The organism is Pseudomonas sp. FP1742, from assembly GCF_030687145.1.
Lineage (GTDB): Bacteria > Pseudomonadota > Gammaproteobacteria > Pseudomonadales > Pseudomonadaceae > Aquipseudomonas > Aquipseudomonas frederiksbergensis_D.
Window position 1 is genome coordinate 2,853,471 of the sequence record NZ_CP117460.1, and the last position, 19,186, is coordinate 2,872,656.

General features: G+C 58.3%; 17 protein-coding genes. 5 read left to right on the forward strand and 12 right to left on the reverse strand.

Going from position 1 to position 19,186, the window contains the following annotated elements:
* Positions 1-13: 13 nt before the first annotated feature.
* The 5 genes from glgA to PSH64_RS12680 form a co-directional block, all read right to left on the reverse strand.
* Positions 14-1,600: a glycogen synthase GlgA gene (glgA, locus tag PSH64_RS12660; protein WP_305480841.1), complete on the reverse strand. Its 1,587-nt coding sequence runs from the start codon at positions 1,598-1,600 to the stop codon at positions 14-16.
* 586 nt (positions 1,601-2,186) lie between these two features.
* Positions 2,187-3,140: a D-2-hydroxyacid dehydrogenase family protein gene (locus PSH64_RS12665; protein WP_305480842.1), complete on the reverse strand. Its 954-nt coding sequence runs from the start codon at positions 3,138-3,140 to the stop codon at positions 2,187-2,189.
* A gap of 13 nt (positions 3,141-3,153) precedes the next feature.
* Positions 3,154-4,191: an alpha/beta fold hydrolase gene (locus PSH64_RS12670; RefSeq protein WP_305480843.1), complete on the reverse strand. Its 1,038-nt coding sequence runs from the start codon at positions 4,189-4,191 to the stop codon at positions 3,154-3,156.
* A gap of 75 nt (positions 4,192-4,266) precedes the next feature.
* Entirely contained in the window at positions 4,267-4,701 is a 435-nt protein-coding gene (locus tag PSH64_RS12675) for a YqaA family protein (RefSeq protein ID WP_105342015.1), read from the reverse strand.
* Complete coding sequence (locus tag PSH64_RS12680; RefSeq protein WP_305481146.1) at positions 4,701-5,147, reverse strand: DUF411 domain-containing protein; 447 nt, start codon at positions 5,145-5,147, stop codon at positions 4,701-4,703. The genes PSH64_RS12675 and PSH64_RS12680 overlap by 1 nt, the downstream gene beginning before the upstream one ends.
* A 547-nt stretch (positions 5,148-5,694) precedes the next feature.
* Between PSH64_RS12680 and PSH64_RS12685 the strand changes: the two genes are divergently transcribed.
* Positions 5,695-6,225, forward strand: a complete 531-nt coding sequence (locus PSH64_RS12685; RefSeq protein WP_105342011.1) for a hypothetical protein — start codon at positions 5,695-5,697, stop codon at positions 6,223-6,225.
* A gap of 48 nt (positions 6,226-6,273) precedes the next feature.
* On the opposite strand, the gene PSH64_RS12690 is transcribed toward PSH64_RS12685, so the two are convergent.
* On the reverse strand, positions 6,274-7,269 hold the full coding sequence (locus PSH64_RS12690) for an aldo/keto reductase (RefSeq protein WP_105342008.1): 996 nt from the start codon (positions 7,267-7,269) through the stop codon (positions 6,274-6,276).
* A 113-nt stretch (positions 7,270-7,382) separates the two neighbouring features.
* Here PSH64_RS12690 and PSH64_RS12695 point away from each other — a divergent pair, with 113 nt between their 5' ends.
* A complete protein-coding gene (locus tag PSH64_RS12695; protein ID WP_105342006.1) occupies positions 7,383-8,309 on the forward strand; it encodes a LysR family transcriptional regulator in 927 nt (308 codons plus the stop codon).
* Here PSH64_RS12695 and PSH64_RS12700 read toward each other — a convergent pair.
* From PSH64_RS12700 to PSH64_RS12720, 5 genes are all read right to left on the reverse strand, one after another.
* Positions 8,298-9,260 (reverse strand): GNAT family N-acetyltransferase, encoded by a 963-nt coding sequence (locus PSH64_RS12700; protein WP_305480844.1) that lies wholly within the window; start codon positions 9,258-9,260, stop codon positions 8,298-8,300. The genes PSH64_RS12695 and PSH64_RS12700 overlap by 12 nt on opposite strands.
* Entirely contained in the window at positions 9,257-10,549 is a 1,293-nt protein-coding gene (locus PSH64_RS12705) for an AMP-binding protein (protein WP_305480845.1), read from the reverse strand. The genes PSH64_RS12700 and PSH64_RS12705 overlap by 4 nt, the downstream gene beginning before the upstream one ends.
* 62 nt (positions 10,550-10,611) lie before the next feature.
* Positions 10,612-13,014 carry an aldehyde dehydrogenase family protein gene (locus PSH64_RS12710; protein ID WP_305480846.1) on the reverse strand — a complete coding sequence of 801 codons (2,403 nt, stop codon included), beginning with the start codon at positions 13,012-13,014 and terminating at the stop codon, positions 10,612-10,614.
* 1 nt (position 13,015) lies between these two features.
* Positions 13,016-14,146, reverse strand: a complete 1,131-nt coding sequence (locus PSH64_RS12715) for an acyl-protein synthase (protein ID WP_305480847.1) — start codon at positions 14,144-14,146, stop codon at positions 13,016-13,018.
* A 21-nt stretch (positions 14,147-14,167) separates the two neighbouring features.
* The gene (locus PSH64_RS12720) at positions 14,168-15,409 is read right to left on the reverse strand and encodes an MFS transporter (protein ID WP_305480849.1); all 1,242 of its coding nucleotides are present in this window, start codon (positions 15,407-15,409) and stop codon (positions 14,168-14,170) included.
* A 344-nt stretch (positions 15,410-15,753) separates the two neighbouring features.
* Here PSH64_RS12720 and PSH64_RS12725 point away from each other — a divergent pair, with 344 nt between their 5' ends.
* Together PSH64_RS12725 and PSH64_RS12730 are read left to right on the forward strand one after the other, a co-directional pair.
* Positions 15,754-15,939 (forward strand): hypothetical protein, encoded by a 186-nt coding sequence (locus PSH64_RS12725; protein WP_305481225.1) that lies wholly within the window; start codon positions 15,754-15,756, stop codon positions 15,937-15,939.
* A 57-nt stretch (positions 15,940-15,996) separates the two neighbouring features.
* Positions 15,997-16,185, forward strand: a complete 189-nt coding sequence (locus tag PSH64_RS12730; RefSeq protein ID WP_018926107.1) for a hypothetical protein — start codon at positions 15,997-15,999, stop codon at positions 16,183-16,185.
* On the opposite strand, the gene PSH64_RS12735 is transcribed toward PSH64_RS12730, so the two are convergent.
* Positions 16,175-16,576 (reverse strand): fe2+ zn2+ uptake regulation protein, encoded by a 402-nt coding sequence (locus PSH64_RS12735; RefSeq protein WP_105341993.1) that lies wholly within the window; start codon positions 16,574-16,576, stop codon positions 16,175-16,177. The two genes, PSH64_RS12730 and PSH64_RS12735, sit on opposite strands and share 11 nt — an antisense overlap.
* A gap of 231 nt (positions 16,577-16,807) precedes the next feature.
* Between PSH64_RS12735 and PSH64_RS12740 the strand changes: the two genes are divergently transcribed.
* Complete coding sequence (locus tag PSH64_RS12740; protein WP_105341991.1) at positions 16,808-19,153, forward strand: acylase; 2,346 nt, start codon at positions 16,808-16,810, stop codon at positions 19,151-19,153.
* Positions 19,154-19,186: the final 33 nt, after the last annotated feature.

Consider the following 19,186-nt stretch of genomic DNA (forward strand, 5'->3'; position numbering starts at 1 on the left):
CGTTTAAAGCCTCTTACTGTTTGGCCGATTTACCCAGCGCTTTAGCCACCAGTTGTTCGTAGAGTTCGGCGTAGGGTTCGACTGCCTTGCACCAGTTGAAGGGCGCCGCCATGGCCCGGCAACGCATGGCGTTGAGCAGGCCGGGGAAGGCGAACACCTTGAACGCGCGGCTCAGGGCTTCGCGATAGCTTTCCACGGTGGATTCGTCGAACAGGAAACCGGTCACGCCGTTTTCGATGGTGTCGGCCAGGCCGCCGGTATTGCGCGCCACCGGCAATGAACCGAAACGCTGGGCGTACATCTGGCTCAGGCCGCAGGGTTCGTAACGTGAAGGCATCAGCAGGAAATCGCTGCCGGCGAACATCCGGCGGGCGTCGGTTTCATTGAAACCGATGTGCACCCCGACTTGTCCGGGGAAGCGCAATGCCAGTTCACGCATGGCTTGTTCTTCTTCCGGTTCGCCACGGCCGATGATTGCGATCTGCCCGCCGTTGGCGACGATGTATTCAGCCACCGCTTCGGTCAGGTCCAGGCCTTTCTGGTAGACCAGTCGCGAGACCACGGCGAACAGCGGACCTTTGGAGTCTTCGAGATCGAACAGCCTGCGAACGTGCATCGCGTTGACGGCTTTACCGTCCCAGTCGCCGATGCCGAACGGGTGGAACAGGTGCGGATCGGTGGCCGCATCCCAGCTTTCATCGATGCCATTGGGAATCCCGCTGAGCAGGCCTTGCTGGGTCTTGGCGGCGAGAAAACCGTCGAGACCGCAGCCGAAGGCCGGCGTGGTGATTTCCTGGGCATAGGTGGCGCTGACCGTGGTGATGTGGCTCGAATAGGCCATGCCGGCCTTGAGGAACGACATCTTGCCGTAAAACTCCATGCCTTCCTGTTGCAAGGCATGCATGGGAATACCGAGTTCCGGGCACGAGCCGAGGCTGGTGACGCCCTGGTAGGCCAGGTTGTGGATGGTGAACAGGGTCGGGGTGCGTTGGCCGCGCCAGTGCATATAGGCAGGGGCCAGGCCGGCGGGCCAGTCGTGGGCGTGCACCAGATCCGGGCACCAGTGAATTTGAGCGAGGTTGGCCGCGATATCGGCGGCCGCGAGGCCCAGGCGGGCGAAACGAATATGGTTGTCCGGCCAGTCGCGGCCGTTGTTGGCGCCGTAGGGTGAACCTTCGCGCTCGTACAGTTCAGGGCAGATCAACACGTAAATGACCAGGCCGTCGGGCATGTCCATGCGCCCGATCTTGCAGGGCGGCAACGCCGCGTGCCCGCCCAGTTCACCAATGATATGAATCGGGTTCTCGCTGTTCATCACTTGCGGATAACCGGGGATCAGCACACGCACATCGTGCAGATGCGCCATGGCACGCGGCAGGGCGGCGGAAACGTCGCCCAGGCCGCCGGTCTTCACCAGGTCGGCAATCTCCGAGGTGACAAACAGCACTCGTTTCTTGTTGGGATTCTGACGGACTACCGGTGCCAGCATCTTGGTGACCGGCACACTGACCGCTTTGGCTGTGAGGGTTCCCACGGTACTGGTTTCGCCGACCTGCTGATGAGCACGTTCTCCCTTAATATCTAACGCCGTACTGATCATATGCATCTCCCCGTGTTGTTGATCTGATTCCAGGCCTGGCACAAACGGTTGGCCAAATCCTGTGGCCGGGCGCAAACGCGCTACGCATCGGTGAGCAAGTGCTGCCCATGCGCTGAAGCTCAATGGGTGAAGTGGCTGTTGCAAGGAATGCACCAGTCGCTGTGGCCCTACCTTTCACCTGACCCGAAGCCAGCACCAAAAGTTTCGATTTTTTTCACCGAATGACCAGTCGGTTTTATCCCCGAAAACAGTCTAGGCCAGAACTTGGAGGGGGGACGGTCCACCGGACAGATTGTTCGACAATCGGTTGGGAGAAGGTACAAAACACGCGGGCTTCATGGGGCAACGCACCGACGAAGGGCAGTTTTGTTTTTGGGGATGGGTCAAATCGGGACCTGGAGGTCACGATAGTTGGGCGCGACGGAGTGTGGATTGCACCATTGCGGTGCGCAGGATTTGGGGTGGGTTTGAGGGCCTCTTCGCGGGCAAGCCCGCTCCCACAAGGGATTGGTTGTGGTCACATATTTTGTGAACACCCGAGATCACTGTGGGAGCGGGCTTGCCCGTGATGAACGATAACGCGGTCTCATCCCAGCAGCCGAATCGGCGCCCCGGCCGCCCAAGCCTGAATGTCCTCGATCATCTGCGAAAAGAACAGCTGGTAGTTCTGTCGGCTGACGTACCCGACATGGGGCGTGGCCAATACATTGTCCAGCGTTCTGAAGGGATGATGGCGGGGCAGCGGCTCGTGCTCGAACACGTCCAGCGCCGCGCCCGCCAGGCGCTGTTTCTGCAGCGCCTTGATCAGCGCCGACTCATCGACAATCGGCCCGCGCGCAGTATTGACCAGCCATGCCGTGGGCTTCATCCAGTCCAGCGCCTGGGCGTCCACCAGACCGCGACTGCGCTCGCTGAGCACCAGATGGACCGACAGCACATCGGCCTGCTCGAACAGTTCCTGCTTGCTGACATAGGTCACGTCGACTTCGGCCGCTCGTTCGGCGGTAAGGTTTTCGCTCCAGGCGATGACGCGCATGCCGAACACCTGGCCGAACCGGGCGACCCGTTGACCGATGCTGCCCAGGCCGAGGATCCCCAGCGTCTTGCCCTGCAAGTCGCCGCCCAGGCCTTGCTGCCATTGGCCCGCGCGCAAGGCGTTGGCTTCGGCCACCAGGTTGCGGGTCGCGGCCATGATCAGTGCCCAGGTCAATTCGGGAGCCGCGTGTTTGTAGCTGTCGGTGCCGCAGACCTGGATGCCCAGCGCGGCGGCCGCTTGCAGATCCAGGGCGGCGTTGCGCATGCCGCCGGTGACCAGCAGTTTAAGCGCGGGCAAGCGACGCAGCAGGTCTTCGTCGAACCGGGTGCGCTCGCGCATCACGCAGATCACCTCGAAGGCGCCCAGACGTTCGGCCAGGGTTTCGTTGTCGGCCGGGTAGTCATGGATAAAACTCACCTGGCCGATGCTGTCCAGCACCGACCAGTCCACCACATCGCGCGCCACGTCCTGCCAGTCATCGATCACTGCAATCTGCACCGCCATCAGCTTCACCTCATCAACGAACGGGATTGGTTTTGTTCAGCCAGTCGAGCAATGCCTGATGGAACTTCGCCGGTTCCTCCATCTGCGGCGCGTGGCCCAGGCCCGGGAACTCAATCAGTGTCGACTGTGGAATCAGCTTCGCCACTTGCTTGCCGAGCACCTCGTAGCGACCGATTTTCGCCTTGATCTCGGGCGGTGCGATGTCCTTGTTGATGGCCGTGGTGTCGGAGGTGCCGATCAGCAGCAGGGTCGGCACTTTCAGGTCCTTGAACTCGTAGTACACCGGTTGAGTGAAGATCATGTCGTAGATCAGCGCCGAATTCCACGCCACCGCTGTTTTGCCCGGGCCTTTGGCCAGGCCTGCGTACATGTCCACCCAACGGTCAAACTCGGGCTTCCAGCGGCCATCGTAATAGGTGCTGCGTTGGTAATCGTGAATGCCTTGCGCCGTCACTTTCAGCTCGCGTTCATACCACTGGTCAACCGTGCGATAGGGCACGCCAAGGGCTTTCCAGTCTTCCAGGCCGATGGGATTGACCAGCGCCAGTTGTTCGACTTGATCGGGGTATTGCAGCGCATAGCGGGTGGCGAGCATGCCGCCGGTGGAGTGGCCCAGGAGGGTCGTCTTCTGGATGCCGAGGGCTTTGAGCAGTTGCGCAGTGTTGCTCGCCAGTTGCTGGAAACTGTACTGATAGTGGTCCGGTTTGCTGGAGGTGCAGAAGCCGATCTGGTCCGGGGCGATAACCCGGTAACCGGCCTCGCTCAGCGCCTTGATCGAGTTGTCCCAGGTGGCGCCGCAGAAATTCTTGCCGTGCATCAGCACCACACTGCGGCCATTGGCCTTGCCTTGGGCGGCGACATCCATGTAGCCCATTTGCAGGGATTTGCCTTGGGACTCAAAGGCGAAATGCTTGACCGTGTAGGGATACTCAAAGCCCTGAAGTTCGGGGCCATATTCCGGTGTTTCGGTCTGGTTCTGCGCGTGGGCGAGAACGGGCAGTGCCGCCGTCAGCAGCAGGCCGGGTAACCAGCGGGAAAGAATGGGCGACATGGGAGACCTCCACAGGAAATCCACCGATGCTGGATTGGCGTGATTAGGGTGACATTAACCACAGGCCATGATCGTTCAACCCATCCAGCCCAACGTGGCCAATGCCAGCACACCATAACGGGCGCCTTTGGCCAGGGTTACGATCATCAGGAAACGCCCCAGCGGTTCGCGCATGACTCCGGCCATCAGCGTCAGCGGGTCGCCGATGATCGGTACCCAGCTCAGCAGCAAGGACCAATGACCATAGCGCTGATAGTGTTTTTGGGCTTGTTGAAGATGACGAGGGCTGACCGGAAACCAGCGCCGTTCGCGAAACCGTTCGATGCCGCGCCCCAACCACCAATTCAGCAGCGACCCCAGCACATTGCCCAGCGTTGCGACCGCCAGCAGCGACCACAGCCAGTACTGGTCGCTGAGCAACAGTCCCACCAGCACCGCTTCGGACTGCAAGGGCAGCAGACTTGCGGCGCCGAACGCCGCGAGAAACAGCCCGATGTAGGCACCGAACATCAATGGGCGGAGTAGTCCGCCACCACCACGTCAGTGCCGTCCTTTTGCAGGCCGATTACCTGATAGGCGTCGCTCATGCCGTCCATTTCCATGCCGGGTGAGCCCATCGGCATGCCCGGGGCGGCAACTCCCAACAGATCGTCACGCTTGCTCAAGGCCAGCACTTGATCGGCAGGCACATGGCCTTCGACGAATTTGCCGTTGATCAACGCGGTGTGACACGACGCCAGGCGAGGCGGCACGCCGTGTTGTTGCTTGAACTGGCTCATGTCGGCTTCGACATGGTCTTCGACCTTGAAACCATTGGCTTCAAGATGGCTGACCCATTTTTTGCAGCAGCCACAGTTGGCGTCGCGGTGAACTTCGATCGGGATCAGGTCGGCGGCCTGGGCCAGGGAGGAAATGAAGAGGGCGCTCAGGGCGACCAGACGCAGGTGGGTTCGCATAGGCATTTCGTCTCGGGTTGCGGCCAAAAGGATGCATTTTGACTCTTTTATCCGACAGGGCATTGCGGGAGTGTTTCGAAGTTATACAAGGTCGGCCAGCCAGATCATCGCAGATCAATGCTGTCAGCTGAATGAGCGAGGAATGACAAAATTGTCAGGTTTGCCCCCCTGAACGTCGGAAAACGGGAGTTCGATGCCATCGCTCCGGTCGCCTGAGTGACTTCGTTGGAGGAACGAGCGGTGTGAGGCGGGAAGTATCGGTCTTGATACAAACGAACTAACCAACACGTACATAAAGATGTTTTTTGTCGCCTGCACTTCTATCGAAAAGACCCGTGCAGGCCAATGAAACAAGGTGCTTTTTGCTATGTATCGTAAATGTACAAGAATTGTAAAAAACAGAAATATTTGTTGGTGGCACTAGTGCGCGCGTCGATACTCGCCCGCACTTAACTCGGTTAAACAAGGAACTTTTTATGGTCGCCTCACAAGGACGTCTGCGTGTTTTGGATGATGGGCATCCGGCCACGCAGTCGGGAGCCCGGTCATGACAATCGGTTACACAGGTAGCTGGACGAGCAAGGCAGGATTACTGGTCAGGGACGCGGGCAGCAGCAAGCCTGTCACCCATAGCGCCAGGGTCAAGCAGATGCTAGCAATGGTGGGCAGCAATCCCAATGCGCTGAATACCGCGAAAATGGATGAACAGAAACTGCACCGCAATATCAAGGGCTTCGACCCGGAAAATGTCTCTGCCAAACAACTGGGCAATCTCAGTGCCTTCTTGAGAAGCAAAGGCCTGATTTCCGATATTACTTCGATGACCTTGCTCAATGCCGGTGACAAGTTCGACCGCTTTGGCGTACAGAAAGACCCGGACGCGAAATTCAATGCACTGGAGTATTTCGCTACACAACTGGACGCCATCCAGAACAACAGCATCAAGGGTGACAAGTACGCCGTTGGCTTGATCCCGGAATACAAGACGGCGATTTACGTACTGCAAAACTTGCAAGCCTATGGCAAGGGCAACGGGACAACGGTCCCCAATGACAAGGGGGTCAAGGCCAGGGCCTGACATTGGCAGCGCTGGCCCGCTCGAACTGTCGAGCGGGCCAGGCAGCTGCTACCGGTCGAGCAACTTCATGACCTCTTCCGGGTAGCGCAAGCCAGCGGTGGCATTGGCCGGGAATATCGCTTCCAGGGCCTGCAACTCTTCGCGGCTCAGTTTCACGTCCAGCGCGGCCACATTTTCTTCCAGGTATTTACGCTGTTTGGTACCTGGAATCGGGATCAGGTAATCCCCTTGGGCCAGGACCCAGGCTAAGGCCAGTTGGCCGGCTGTCACGCCCTTGTCAGCGGCCAGCGTTTGTACCTGCTGCACCAGTAGCAGGTTTTTCGCGAAGTTTTCCCCTTGAAAGCGCGGGCTGAAGCGACGGTAGTCGTCGGCGGCGAAGTCATCCGGGCTTTTCAGTGACCCGGTCAAAAAGCCCCGGCCCAACGGGCTGTAAGGCACGAAGGCAACACCCAGGCGCCGGCACGCGGCAAGGCAACCGTTTTCTTCCTGATCGCGGCTCCACAGCGAATATTCACTTTGCAATGCGCTGATCGGATGAACCTTGTTCGCTCGCTCCAGCGTGGCAACCGAAGCCTCACTCAACCCCAGGTAACGCACCTTGCCAGCCTTCACCAGTTCTGCCATGGCGCCGACGGTTTCCTCGATGGCCACCTGTGGATCGATGCGGTGTTGGTAATACAAATCCAGGGTTTCCACGCCCAGGCGTTTGAGGGTGCCGTCGATCGCTTCGCGAATGTATTCCGGCCGACCGTTGACCCCCCGTGCCCCAGGGTTGGACGGGTCCCGGACAATGCCGAACTTGCTGGCCAGAAACACTTGGTCACGCTTGCCGGCAATGGCTTTGCCGATCAGCTCTTCGTTGGTGTGCGGACCGTACATGTCTGCCGTGTCGAGCAGGTTGATCCCCAGCTCCAGCGCACGATGCAGGGTGGCGGTGGCTTCTCGGGTGTCTACGCCCGTGGTGTAGAAATCGGTCATGCCCATGCAGCCCAGCCCGATGGCAGACACCTGTGGTCCGTTCTTGCCCAATTGACGTGTTTGCATGAAATCAGCTCCCTTTGAATTGAAGCCCCATTGTTGCTCTCGACAAAAACAAGATAAACCGGCTAAAACTGCTATCACTATTTGTAAAATCTAAATAATCGGTAACCAAAGCAATGGACCGTTTCAACGCCATGCGCGTGTTCACCCGAATCGTCGAACTGGGCGGCTTTGCCAAGGCAGCGGACAGCCTGCAGTTGCCCAGGGCTTCGGTGACCATCCTGATCAAGCAGCTTGAGGCACATCTGGGCGTGCAACTGCTGCAACGCACTACTCGGCAGATCAGCCTGACGCTCGACGGCGCTGCCTATTACCCCCGTTGCGTGCGGTTGCTGGCGGATCTGGAAGAGACCGAAGCGGTGTTTTCCGCGGCTCGCCAAAACCCCAAGGGGTTGCTGCGAGTGGACATGCCGGCGGGAGTGGGGCGTTTGATCGTGATCCCGGCATTGCCGCAATTCACTGCCCGATATCCCTTGATCGAGCTGGAAATCGGTTTGAATGACCGGCCTGTGGATCTGATCCGCGAAGGGGTCGATTGCGTGTTGAGGGGAGGCTCGGCCCTGGACGATTCACTGGTGGCACGGCCATTGGTCACACTGGAGCAGGTCACGTGTGCCAGTCCCGAATACTTGCAGCGTTGCGGGACTCCGCAGTGTCTGGAGGATCTGCAGGGGCATCAGATGGTGGAATACTTTTCCAGTAGCACAGGCAAACGCTACGGACTGGAATTTGAAGTCGAGGACCAGTTGCTATTGATCGACTTGCCCAAGCACGTTTCGGTCAACAGTTCCGATGGTTATCTGGCAGCGTGTGAGGCGGGATATGGCTTGGTTCAGACCCCGTATTATCACGTTGCCCACCAGTTGAAGGAGGGACGCTTGGTCGAGATCCTGAGGGACGTGCCGCCACCGGGTATGCCGCTGACGGCGCTCTATCCTCCTCACCGCCAGTTGTCCCGGCGGGTGCGAGTGTTCGTCGACTGGATGGTGGAGCTCTGTGCACAGTCGACTAATGGTTTGTATAGAAAGGATTCACGCGGCTGAGCGGGCACCGCCAGGGGAATGGGGGCCGTGCAAGGTTCTCGTTGCGTTGGCGTTCTGCTGTAAATCGTCATGCAACTGTTGCATGTGCGCGCAGTTCAGGTTGAGGGATCGAGCCTGAACGCCTCGATGAAACAGTGCGAACCAGCCAGTGTCCCCTGGTGTGGGCATCAGGCCGGTAAAGGCGAAACCCAATGCCGAAAAGCTACGCAAGTTCCGGGCGAAGTGCCGGGACAGTTCGAGTCGTACCGAGATCAGCCAGTGCCTGGGCAGTTGCCAGAGTTGCTCAAGTAAATCTTTGTTCAAATACTGAATCACAATGTCGAACCGACGCTGGTGTTGCTTGATTTGCAAGGGCATCGCGGCGGGTGACGTCTTGTGCTGGTGGGTTCCGAACACCGAGCAAAGGTGCTGCATTAACGTACGGCAGCTTTCGGGCCAGGGAATGTCAGGGAGTGGGCGCCTGTGTCCATCGATCATGTGATAGCCCATCACGATGGTTTCCGGGAGCGGATCAGCGAATGGCGAAGGGACATAATCGGGCATCAGACCCGTGCTGTGGAAGCCGATTTTCTGGGCCATGCGTTGTGTGTAGGGGTGATGGGTGACTTGCTTGATCGAAACGCTCTCCAGCCCCAGGCAACCTGATTGCATCAGTAACGCCCGGCCCAGACGGGTCGCGATGCTCTGCCCCTGTGCGGCAGGATGAACCACGCTCAGCGCCAGCTCAGCGGTATTCGAATGCGCGGTGCGACACAGGGCAGCGTGCCCCAGAACCCGCACGTCATCCACCGCCAACATCGATTGCCAGTGACCCTCGGCGTTGTGCTGATTGATCATGTTCGGCAGGTAGACATCCGGCTGAACGTAATGATCGCCGTAGACCTCTCGAAATAGCCGGCTCACGGCTCCGGCGTCGGAGGGGCGGTAGGGGCGAAAAACCAATCGGGTCATCGCACCGACTCCAGTGCGGGAGCGTCATACACGCGCAAATCCAGCACCCTGAGTTGTTTGCCCGAGCGCGGGTGAAGTCTCAGATCAGTCGTTGCACACGGCAGGACCCGAAACTCGAGCAGACCTTCGTGGCTCAGGTCGTCAATGACCGGGTAACGGGCAACCAGTGCTTCAAGCAGTGCCTGGCCTATCGCTTCGACAGTTTGTAACACAGAGCCGGGCACCCACTTCAGGCTCAACAGATCCTTGTGGCCGGCCTGTTCGATCAGCAATTGCCATTGCTCGCTGTGTGCTACACGCTGAACGACCTCGTGTACTTCTTCGGTAAGCAGCGACAGCACACCCACTCGTACCCGCCGGCTATGGGCGCAGCGCCCTTTGAGCGCAAATTTACGTGTTGGAGACCCAATCGGTTCACACCAACAGGCACGGTCTCCTACCGGGTAGCGCAGCAGCGGCATGAGCCGACGAGTCAGATTGGTCAACACGAGCATTCCGATGCGATCGCATTCCTCAATGACTTCACCAGTGTGTTCATCGATGATTTCCAGCAGGGTTTGTTGTTCGAACACCCGATGCTCGCCCAATGCACAGTCGCGACTGCTGGCGCCTATGAGTCCGGCGTCTACGCTGGCATAGCCAATGGAGGCGAAGCGGGCGTTAGGGAAGACTTCGCCAAGGATGGCCAGCTGTGGGGCAAACAGGCTTTCTCCGCCATACAGCAACGTATCGACCCCACACAACACACGCCGATGCTGCGCCAGGTAGGCCGCAAATCGCAGTAGCTGTGCCGGTACTCCGGCCAGAACGTTGATCCGGTATCGCGCGATGGCATCCGCCAGTACGTCCAGCTCGACGTTTCCGGTAAACGGAAATTCGCTGATGGATCGCCCGACATGGGCCAGGGAGTCGTGAATAAACAAAAAGCTGGCGTAAAGATCCCCTGAAAAGAACAGATTGGCGACTCGGTCTCCGTTATTCAGTTGAGATGAGATGCTGGCTCCGAAAGTACTGACCAATGCGTGCCATTCCTCGTAGGAATACACCGCAAGTTTACCCTGGCCGGTTGAACCTCCCGATTTAAATACCAGCGCATTATCGACGTTTCCGGTGAGGACCGGCCAGTGACTCAAATCGTTACTGCCGGCCCAATAGTCGATCACGTTGGTTAACGGTAAGTTCTCTAAAGTAATCCCTGTTGTGGGTAGGTGTTTCAGATGCTCGCAGTAGTAGTTTGAGTGTTGTCGTACAAAAGGCAAAAGTTGTTCGAGTGAATAAGTAGATTTCACGGGGTCCCCTCTTTTGAATCAGGCGTCTTGGTTAAAGATTACGGTCGTTGAACGTTCTGTCTTTATATTCTTCGATCGATAATCAATGGGATTTTGCCGCTGTGTTTATTTCGGATGAATTCCTGTTCGACGCACGCTGTAACTTCCACAATTAAAAGCCCGGCACTGACCGCATTGGCCAAGGCTTCGTGGGTCAGCAGTTTTTCGTGGACCCAGGTGGGGTTCGCATCCGCGAGAACGTGCATTCGTTCGATCCCGTCGGCGGTGTGACCCAGTACAACTTGAATGGGGACTTCCAAGCTATGCGCCAGCGCTGAAGGGGAAATGAATTCGGTGCCAATCCGCACCAGCTTGCCGTGCCGCTGCAACAGTTCGAATCGCGGCGTTTCGAGTCCGCAAGGGCAGGCTCCGGGGATCCAGCGGCCGGTGTCGCCGACGTCATACCGGCGCACGCGCTGACCTTGCCGGGCGCGGGACGTAAATAGCAGGCGACCGATTTCACTGCCTTGCACCGGCACATCCTGCTCGAGCTGAACGATTTCCAGATGCTGGGTTTCGCATATCAAGTGAAACACGCCGTCCGCCGTCGCCGGGCAGGCATGCCCCAAGGGGCCTGCATCGACGGAGCCATAGATGGCAGAGCGAATCGTCGACACCCCGCAGCTTTCCATCAGCCGTCTACTGGTCTCTCCCGGATGCTCGCCACCAAGCAACACCTTGCCGACACCGGCATAGGCGCGCAGTCGATCCTGCTCTTTGAGAAACAGGCGATGCAGCGTACTGGGCATGCCGATCAGCACGGTGACACGCTGCTCCACGATCAGTCGGGCGACTTCGCTGAAATCATCATCCTGGGGAGCCCCCATGGGTAAATGCGCGACGCCCATCTGTTCAAGAATCTTCGAAAAGCTGAAAAATCCACCATAAAGGTTGCCGCCATAGAACAGGTTCATCACCCGGTCCGTTGATGGGTCGAGCCCGACGCAGAACAGCCCGTCAGCGGCGGCGCGCATCTGTTGCTGAAAGTCGCGATAGCTGAAGCCGGCGAGGGCCGGGATCCCGCTGCTGCCGCCAGAGCGGAAATACAATTGCGCTTGGGGGCCGATCGGTTGGGTCGTGAAGGTCTCCTTGTCCATGATCGGGTCATCGCAGGTGTCGGGTGCGCACGGAACCGGGTCGAGCGTTGCACGGCCCGTCGAGACATCCGCTGGCAGGCTCACCGACAGGCGGCGACTCAGGCGAGTCAGCGCGTAGACACCATCGTGGGGTTCACCGGCGTAGCCGTCATGAATCGACTGGCAAGGCGCAATGCGGCTGACACCGGCGTTGAGCAACGTTCGAACGAGCTCGGGGGTTTCTGCCCGGGGGCACATCAATGCGCAACTTTGCAGGACGGCGCGCCAGGGCAGCAGTGTCTCGATGAGCAGGTGTCGTGGTACGGGTTTGAGCACAATCGTACGAAACAGCGGCGACGGCGCGAGCGTCTGATGATGCTCCCAGATGACGCGCCATCCGGGGCCGGTCCACACATGACCGGTCTGATCGGCAAAGCATTGATCGAGCTGCGCCAAGGCAATGCGAGTGGTGATTTCGCAAGCTTCCTGGTCTGTCGGTACCAGCGCCGGCCAATGTGGGGCGCGCTGTTTGAATGCTTCGGCCAGACGATCTCCCAGGTCGTGCAGGACCGCCGGATCGTTACTGTCCACCAGCACCCATTGAGGGCTGGAGCACGCTTGCTGATCCAGGTGGCAGACCTCATCCACCAACGCATCGAGCGCTGAAGGATTCGCCGCGTCAGGTGACAGATAGGCGAAGCTGATTTTGTGTCCCCAATCGATCCATCGACATCCGGCGGGGATTTGTTGACGGATTGCTTTGAGCGCCATTTCCCCGCCCCAGGCCGATACTCCATCAGCCCTGGCGCAGAGTTGCGTGATGCAAGAGGTGTTCACCGGCAGAACCGCTACGAATTCCGCCAGCCTGCCGCTGATGTCGCACTGCACAAGGGCTGCGAGCAACCGGGCAGTCAAACCGCGATCGCTGGAGCTGGGGCGAAGCCAGTTGATGTTGCCGGCCAACAGGCTTTCGAGCACCGCGCAGAACGCCAGCATGGGCGCATTGCCTGGGGTGATATGCACCACCAGCCCCAACGGGTGCCAGCTTTCGAAGCAGGGTTGCCGATAGTCGATGCGGCGCAGCGAACGCGGTTGCTGGCCCAGTTCCCGATCGAGTTTGCTGCTCAGGTTGCTGTGCTGGCAAAAGACGATCAATCCCTGACGTTGATCGTCATCGAGGGGCAGATCGGGATGGTGAGCCTGCAACTGCGTGGCAAAGCGAACGGCGGACTCGATGACGGTATCGCTATCGATCGGCGCGGCCAGCAGCCGGGGCAATTGTTTTTCAAGAAGGTCGAGTGCGCTTTGTGGGGTAACGTCGTCACGTAGTTGGCCATTGATCAGGTACATATCAAGCCCTCCCGATCAATTCAGAAGCGGCCATGGCACAGCTGCGGCTGGCGCTGGTACCGGCACGCCCATGCAGCTCGAACCAGTCTGTCATCAGGCCGCATCCACAACTGGCGGCGGGGTGCAATGTCGCCAGATCGCCCATTACCACGGCATGAGCAGGGCTGGATGAAATGTACGGTGAGACGAATTCCAGCAAGCCGCGTCGGCCGTAGGACTGGACAGTGAAATCGGATGGGTTGCGCACGAAAACCTTCGAGTAAATCGGTACATGAAAATGATGATGGGTACACTGGATATAGGGCACGGCATGCTCTACGGCCCCATATCCGTCCCGACAGCGAGACAGGTCGATACCCAATTGCCGGTTGATTCGTGCATACAACTGACTCAGGGGGATTTCCTGCGCTGTCTGGGTTTTCCAGCCGCCCCCCAGAAATACCAGTGACTGGTCAGGCAACTGCAAATCGGCCACGCCGGTGTCTTCCATGCACTGAAGTGCATGAGAAAGGAGTGCGGGAAATCCGAGAATTCGAACGGGCAATCCTTCCTCGGCAAACGCCTGCAAGGCACGAATCACTCCAAAAAGATCGAATTCGTGGCCTTTTCCGGTCAGGCGCAAGCCGTAAACCACTCGGTTGACGGGGGCATAGCTGCACAGAAAATGATCGGTGTAGGCAGTGCCCAGGGTGATGTCAGCCTCGGGCTCATAGCTCAGGAGCAGATAATTGCAGGGGCTGTCCGGGGTGTCCCAACCGTAATGCCGGAAAATGTGGCTCACCATGCCTTGTGCCGCGGCCATGCTGCGCTGGTCATAGCGCATGCGACTCTTCTGGCCGCTGGTGCCGGACGATGTCAGCTCCAGCGCGCCTTCGCCTGTTGGACCGAACACCAGATGACGCTTGAAGTAATTGGCGAAAATCGGCGGCAGCCTTGACCAGTCATCCAGCGTCTCCAGGGCGTTGGCATCAAGGCCATTGGCGTTCAGCCAGCGTTCGTATCCGGGCGTGTGATGGTAATGAAACAGACTGATTTCACCCATGGCCTGATCGAACAGGCCTTCCGGCATGGAATCCAGGCAATAGGGTTGCGTCAGCGCGCAAAGCGCATCGGTGTGGGGTAGATGGATCATCAAAGGACCTATGGTGTGGGATCAGACCGAAAGTTCGATGTGAGAGCGGCGCAGAAACAGTTGCAGAGGAACCAGGCACAAGAGCCCCGTGAGACCGGCCATCAGGGCGAAGGCTTCAAGGCTGTCACCGGCACCCAGCGCGGCGATAATCGAGCCGCCGCCCCCCATGACGGCGATGGAGATCATGCCGATCATGGCCGAGACCAGGCCTTTGCCGTCGTCGCTGGAAAACAGTGCGAGCCGGTATAGCGCCGCGTTGCTCATGCCAAGACCGATGGCGTAAAGCGACAGGCAACTGACCACCAGAACTGTTGAAGCGCCGATGAGCATGACCATGACTAATGCGATGAGCCCGCCGCAAAACGGCCAGAGCGCATACCTAATCAATTGGGCCAGTTCAGTGCTGGCAATCAGTCGGTTGAGTATCAGATTTCCGAGAATGACGGCCGCAAATACCGGGATCTGCCACAGGCCGTAGTGCAAGGGGGAGAGTCCCTGGTTCTGGATCAGCAGGAGTGGCGCCAACCCGATCCAGGCAATCAACGGCAGGCCCATCAGACCCAAGGCGACGGTAGCGCTCAGAAATTGCGGGTTGGTGAGCAAAGCGGCGTAGCGGCGCACCGTACCGCCCCATTCAAAAGGCACCGCGGCCAGTCGTTGACCATCCTGGCGCAAGGTGCCCACGGTTTCCGGCATGAACAGGTAAAGCCCGAACCAGACCATCACGCCGCCAACGCCCAATAGTAAAAACAGCTCCCGCCAGGAGAGCCATTCCAGCGCCAGGCTACCGAGCAGGGGACCAAGCAGGGGGGAGAGCAGTGCGACGTTCCCCAGCAACGCCATGATTTTTACCGCATCGGCTTCGCAGAAGACTTCTTGCAGGGCTGGATAGCTGACGGCGATGACGAATCCCAATCCTATGCCCTGAATCAGGCGCAAGCCATTGAAGGCAATGATACTTTGCACATGGAACGCCGCGGCACAGGCCAGCGCGAACACCGCACACCCGATAAGCAATAATCTGCGGCGGCCGAAGTGATCGGACAACGGCCCTATAAGCCATTGCAAAAGAATGCCGCCAATCAAGTAAAGATTAAAGGCATAGGGAACGTGACTCGAACTGGCATTCAGTTGACGCGTTACAGTCAACATGGCGGGCATGATCATGTCGCTGCCCATATAAGTCAGTAGTTCAAAAAGAGTGATTGCAAGGCAAAAGCCAAGCACATGATGGGGGCTGATATGTATTAAAGGCTTGAGCATGAAATCCCTGTATTACTCGAAGTTAGAGAGTTGATTCTTCTCTGATGTCTCGAGAATAGAGATCGACTACGAACAGCTCAAATGCACGATTGAGACTTAAAGCTTCAACGGTTTTCGCAATATTTCCAGGTTTGGGAACATGCAAAAAATGATGGATTCAGCTGACAGCCCGACTGGAACAATCGTGTACGAAAAATGCCCGCCAGGGTGCGGGCATTTGTTCAGTGGGCAAAAGAATGATTTTTTTCTTACGAAGGATCGGCTGAATAATCGTTAATGTCAGCCATTTCAAACTATCGACGGTGATAATAGCCCGGTCCGCCACGGTCATAATGGTGGCCGCCATGCCAGCCGTTATTGGGAAAAATGATGCAGCCACTCAGGGTCAGGAGCGCGAGCAGTGGAATCAGCAGTGTGATTCGACGGAGCATTTCAAAATCCTCATGGTTATCGCCGCAATGAAGTCAAAACTCTTCATCGGCTGTAACATGAGACCCCGTTTGCAGCCCCGCATTCGTGCTGAACTGTAGGGGCTTGGTAAGCAATCGGATACAAACCGGATACATATTTTTGCTCAGGAACCCGTAATGACCCAGTCGCAACGTTTGAAGTACTCGATTCTGATTTCCCTGGTGGTACTGGGGATCATGTTCGGCCTTTCCTGGCTGCAGAACGCAGGGTTCATCAGCGAGAAATTATTCCAGTACATCGCCATTGGCGTGGCGGTGGTCGTGGTGGTCATCAATGGCGTGATGCGTCGCAAGGTCAAGCCTTGAGCGATGCCTGCCGGCCTGAATGCTCACCATGAAGGACAGCGACAGCCTGTGGATGCAGGCTGTAGCTTTTGTCCGGATTGAGCGTAATCACACCCTCACCGCATAGGCGTTTCAACACTTCGCGGACACTGAGAAAGGACAGGGGAATGTCCAACTCCAGCAAGTGGCTATGCACGCCACGCACGCCCAGGCTGCGCTCGCTCTCGGCGGCGGTCAGCAAGGCGTCGATGACTTTCAGGCGAATCAGGCTGGTGCGCAGGCCAAAGGATTTGAGCAGAAACCTGATCCGTTCGTTGCCTTGACGTTCGGTCTGTTGATTGAAAACGCCGGTGCCCATGCCAGGGCCCTTTGGTGCATGGCTACCATCCGTTGGCAGTTGCGGGTTGTACATGCAAAAACTCCTTTTCAGAGCCTGATCAGGAAAAGTGATGGGTGCTCTCAAGCAATAAGACGTACGAGCGAGGAAATAATGAATGCCCGTATGTAGAAAATTTGTCGCTGTTACGTCAGCGCTCTGTGAGATGGGCGTGGGGAAGCCCGCAAAGGCCTAATTTTTTGTGGTTCGCTTCGTTTTAATGGAAGGCGCATTGGCTGTCATACGTCTTTTCGATCAGGAGCGAGCGTGATTATTTCCAGGCAATTAACCGGGTTGAGCCTTGCGGGTGTAATTCTGGGGGTGAGCCTTGCGGCAAACGCGCGTACCCAGCCAGAACAGGCGACCGCCGACATTCGTCGAACCAGTTTCGGCGTACCGCATATCCGTGCCGAAAACGAGCGCGGGCTCGGCTATGGCATTGGCTATGCCTACGCTCAAGACAACGTGTGCTTGCTGGCCAATGAGATCGTGACGGTCAATGGCGAACGTTCACGGTATTTCGGCCCGGACCAGTTGACGCTCGAGGAGCGTGGCAACCTGGCCAGCGATGTGTTTTTCAACTGGCTGAATACTCCCCAGGCCGTCGCCGCTTTCTGGCAGGCGCAAACGCCTGAAGTGCGGGAACTCATCGAAGGTTATGTGGCGGGCTACAACCGTTCGCTGACAGAGCGTCGGGCGCAGGGGCTGCCGCAGCAATGCCAGGGAGAGTGGGTGCGCGCGATTACCGCCCAGGACCTGGTCAAGTTGACCCGTCGTCTGTTGGTCGAAGGCGGAGTGGGGCAGTTTGCCGAAGCCCTGGCTGGCGCGGCCCCGCCTGAATCCGTCGCTCATGTGGCAGGTGAACCGGCATCGTTCCAACTGGCGGCCTCGCGCATGCAACGATTCGCTCTGGATCGCGGCAGCAATGCCGTGGCGGTCGGCAGCGAGCGCTCGTTCAACGGTCGCGGAATGCTGCTGGCCAACCCGCATTTCCCCTGGGCGGGCGGGATGCGTTTCTATCAGATGCACCTGACCATTCCCGGCAAACTGGACGTCATGGGCGCGGCGTTGCCCGGTTTGCCGATGATCAATATCGGTTTCAGCCGACATCTGGCATGGACCCACACCGTGGATTCGTCCAGGCACTTCACGCTGTATCGCTTGCAACTCGATCCAAAGGATCCGACCCGTTACCTGCTCGATGGCCAGTCCTTGCCGATGACAAAGCAGACGCTGACCGTCAACGCGAAGCAAGCCGATGGTCAGACCCGGCAGATTTCCCATGTGGTCTACAGCTCGCCATTCGGCCCGATTGTGCAATGGCCGGGAAAGCTGGACTGGAACAACCAATTCGCCTACAGCCTGCGCGATGCCAACCTGGATAACGACCGGGTCTTGCAGCAGTGGTACGCGATGAACCGTGCGGTCAGCCTCAAGGAGTTGCAGGCTTCGGTGCACAAGATTCAGGGAATTCCGTGGGTCAATACCCTGGCGGTGGACGATCGAGGGCAGACGCTTTACATGAACCTGTCGGTGGTGCCGAACGTCAGTGCCGACAAGCTGGCCAAGTGCAGCGATCCACGGGCCGGACTGCAGATGATCCTGCTCGACGGCTCCAAAAGCGCCTGCGCCTGGGATATCGACCCGAATGCTGCACAAAAAGGTATTTATGCGGCAGACAAACTGCCGCAGCTGCTGCGCAAAGACTTTGTGCAGCACTCCAACGATTCGGCGTGGATGGCCAATCCGGCACAGCCGCTCACTGGTTTTTCGCCGTTGATCAGTCAGGACAATCTGCCATTGGGGCTGCGTTCGCGCTTCGCATTGGAGCGTCTGGGCATCTTGAGCAAGGCGGGGCCTATCACTGCGGCGGATCTGCAGCACATGGTGATGGACGATCAGGTGTATCAGGCGGCCCTGGTCATGCCGGACCTCCTGCAATTCTGCGCCGCGGCCCTCGGCCCCGATGCGCCGACACTGGCGCCGCTGTGTGCCAGTCTCAAGACTTGGGATCGCCGAGTGAATCTGGACAGTGGGCTGGGCTTTGTGCATTTTCAGAATGTCATGCTGGCGTTGCAGCAAGTCCCTGACCTCTGGCGTGTGGCGTTCGATCCGAAGGACGCGCAACACACGCCGAGTGGCCTGGCCATAGAACGGCCGGAAATCGCCAAAGCGCTTCGGGCGGCGATGCTGGCCTCGGTAGAAAAGGTGAAAACCCTTGGCCTGAAGGCTGATAGCCGTTGGGGCGACATTCAGGTGGCCAGCAGTGGCGGGCGGCAAACGCCGATCCATGGTGGTCTCGGCACGCTGGGGGTGTACAACGCCATTCAAAGCGTGCCGAGAACCGACGGCAAACGCGAAGTCGTCAGTGGCACCAGCTATTTGCAGGTGGTGACGTTCGATGACAACGGGCCGCAGGCTCAGGGCCTGCTGGCATTCTCATTGTCCAGTGATCCGGCGTCGAAGTATTCCAGGGACCAGACACTGGCTTTTTCGAAGAAACAGTTGAGTGTGTTGCCGTTCACCGAGCAGCAGATCAAGGCCGATCCGCAGTACCAGGCTCAGACGATCCGCGAGCAGGATGAAAAAGCAGGGAAGATCGCCGCGCAGTAACAGCGATAGCGTTTAAATGAAAAATGAAGGTCG

Coding starts and splice junctions, on each gene's coding strand:
- PSH64_RS12665 (WP_305480842.1), bottom strand. CDS start 3,140: ATGGCGGTGCAGATTGCAGTGATCGATGACTGGCAGGACGTGGCGCGC.
- PSH64_RS12700 (WP_305480844.1), bottom strand. CDS start 9,260: ATGACCCGATTGGTTTTTCGCCCCTACCGCCCCTCCGACGCCGGAGCC.
- PSH64_RS12680 (WP_305481146.1), bottom strand. CDS start 5,147: ATGCGAACCCACCTGCGTCTGGTCGCCCTGAGCGCCCTCTTCATTTCC.
- PSH64_RS12675 (WP_105342015.1), bottom strand. CDS start 4,701: ATGTTCGGTGCCTACATCGGGCTGTTTCTCGCGGCGTTCGGCGCCGCA.
- PSH64_RS12720 (WP_305480849.1), bottom strand. CDS start 15,409: ATGCTCAAGCCTTTAATACATATCAGCCCCCATCATGTGCTTGGCTTT.
- PSH64_RS12710 (WP_305480846.1), bottom strand. CDS start 13,014: ATGTACCTGATCAATGGCCAACTACGTGACGACGTTACCCCACAAAGC.
- PSH64_RS12670 (WP_305480843.1), bottom strand. CDS start 4,191: ATGTCGCCCATTCTTTCCCGCTGGTTACCCGGCCTGCTGCTGACGGCG.
- PSH64_RS12685 (WP_105342011.1), top strand. CDS start 5,695: ATGACAATCGGTTACACAGGTAGCTGGACGAGCAAGGCAGGATTACTG.
- PSH64_RS12735 (WP_105341993.1), bottom strand. CDS start 16,576: ATGTACAACCCGCAACTGCCAACGGATGGTAGCCATGCACCAAAGGGC.
- PSH64_RS12730 (WP_018926107.1), top strand. CDS start 15,997: ATGACCCAGTCGCAACGTTTGAAGTACTCGATTCTGATTTCCCTGGTG.
- PSH64_RS12695 (WP_105342006.1), top strand. CDS start 7,383: ATGGACCGTTTCAACGCCATGCGCGTGTTCACCCGAATCGTCGAACTG.
- PSH64_RS12715 (WP_305480847.1), bottom strand. CDS start 14,146: ATGATCCATCTACCCCACACCGATGCGCTTTGCGCGCTGACGCAACCC.
- PSH64_RS12690 (WP_105342008.1), bottom strand. CDS start 7,269: ATGCAAACACGTCAATTGGGCAAGAACGGACCACAGGTGTCTGCCATC.
- PSH64_RS12725 (WP_305481225.1), top strand. CDS start 15,754: ATGCCAGCCGTTATTGGGAAAAATGATGCAGCCACTCAGGGTCAGGAG.
- glgA (WP_305480841.1), bottom strand. CDS start 1,600: ATGATCAGTACGGCGTTAGATATTAAGGGAGAACGTGCTCATCAGCAG.